Annotated in this window: 1 protein-coding gene; it reads right to left on the bottom strand. The window is 75.7% G+C overall.

Translation table 11 applies throughout. The features are described from left to right. Window positions 1–404: 404 nt before the first annotated feature. Window positions 405–1,893: polyprenol phosphomannose-dependent alpha 1,6 mannosyltransferase MptB (gene mptB / locus ACWER9_RS31800; RefSeq protein ID WP_452305319.1), on the bottom strand; the 1,489-nt coding region annotated here is incomplete at its 5' end.

Raw genomic sequence — 1,893 nt, 5'->3', positions numbered from 1 at the left:
TGACCGCCGGCCGGCAGACCGGGGTGCCGGTGGTGCAGACGTACCAGAGCTGCCTCCGACGGCCGGGAGGCAGCACTTTCCCTGTAGTTGCGCGGATCTTGGGTTCCGAGCCCCGCCGCGCCGCCAAGATCGTGCTCGATCCTGGATGTTGGGCCTCGGACGCACCGGGAGGCCACTACATCTACGTTCGAGCACGATCTTGGCGGGGCGCGGCGCGGCGTGGGGCGCGGCGTGGCACGGCGCGGCGTGGCGTGGGGCCCAGCGGGGCGGCGTGGGGCGCGGGGCGGGGCGCGGCGGAGGGCGCGGGGCGGGCGGGGCGGGGGGCGGGCGCGGCGGGGGCGCAGCTCCGGTGATCATCAGGTTGGCCGGGAGTGTGGTCCACTCGGTCCCCGTTAACTCAATGATCAGCGGGGTTTGTCGTCCCCGGGGGCGGTGTGGAGCGCTGGCTCGGTGGTCTTGGGCGGGGTGCGCGACCTTCGGCGCAGGGCGCCTACGAGCACGATCAGGAGCAGGGCGGTCATCGCCAGGGCGCCGGGTGCCTTCGTGACACGAGCCAGGTTGGTCCCGTCGGGCAGGGTGAGGAAGGCCGTCGCGGCCGCAGGCAGGACGAACCATGGCGTACGGGCGGCGGTGAGCGCGAGCAGCGCCAGCGGCCAGGTGGCGTACCAGGGGTGGAAGACCGGGGACAGGGCAACGGTGGCGACCAGCGCCATCGCCGCGCCACGCAGCGCCACCCGGGACCGCGCCACCGACGGACACCCAGCCTCAGGACCCGCACCCGCAACGTCGTTCGGCCGGCGCACCGCCCGCCACGTTCGGTACCAGAGCACCACCAGCACCCCGCCGAGCAGCACCAGCGCGAGGGCCCGTACCGCCGGCACCGCCTGCGGGTCCCGGCCGACCAGCGCCCCGGCGTAGTCGACCACGAAGCCGACGGCGGTGGGTGGTGACGTCCACTGTTCCGAGTCGCCGCTGTGGGTCAGCCCGCCTACCCAGCCGAAGCCGAGGCCGGACACCGCAGAGGTGACGAGCAGCGCGGCGAGCAGCCCGCCGGCCAGCCAGGCACCGTGACGCAGCAAGGCCCGTACGGTGTGGCGGCCAGGCGTCCCGGCCAGCACGGCGAACGGCACCACCACCACGGCGGTCGCCTTCACCGTGACGGCAAGCCCGAGCAGCGCTCCGGCCAGCAGCAACGCCGCCGGCCGGCCCGGTCGACGGACCGCGATCAGCAGCCCGGACAGCAGCAGACCCAGCATCACCGCGTCGTTGTGCGCCCCGGCCACGAGGTGTACGCCGACAAGCGGCCCGGCCAGCGCCAGCCAGGCGGCCCGCCGGGTCGGCACCCCGGCGGCGCGCGCCAGACCGGGCAGGCAGAGCGCGGCCAGCAGCAGCCCCGCCACGGCGATCACGCGCAGCGCCACGATGGTGCCGGTGAGCCCGCCGCCGAGGCCGACGGCGAGGGCCGCGAGTAGGACGAACACCGGCCCGTACGGTGCCGGGGTGTCCCGCCAGATCGGCGCGACGGTGTCCAGCCACGGGCAGCCCGCCGCCGCCACGCCCACGGCGTACGGGTCGACGCCGTGCGCGTACGTCCAGCCCTGACAGGCGTACGAGTAGACGTCCCGGCTGCCCAGCGGTGGCGCGACCAGCAGCGGCAGTGCCCACAGCCCGGCGGTGACGTACGCCCAGCGGGTCGACGGCGCACCGTCGCGCAACGACCACCACGCGCCGACCAGCAGGACGGTGCCGACCAGCCAGCAGGTCAGCGTCGCAGGGCCGTCCGGGGCTCGCCAGATCGACGCCGGTGTCACGCCGAGCGGGGCGTCGGGCAGCGCCCCGCCGAGGTATCCGGCCACGGCGAGCAGGACCGCCCCGACCAGGCCGGCGTACCGG

The sequence above is a fragment of the Micromonospora sp. NPDC003944 genome, from assembly GCF_053605225.1.
Note: the sequence above shows the minus strand (reverse complement) of the source record. Positions and strands in the feature narration are given on the sequence as shown.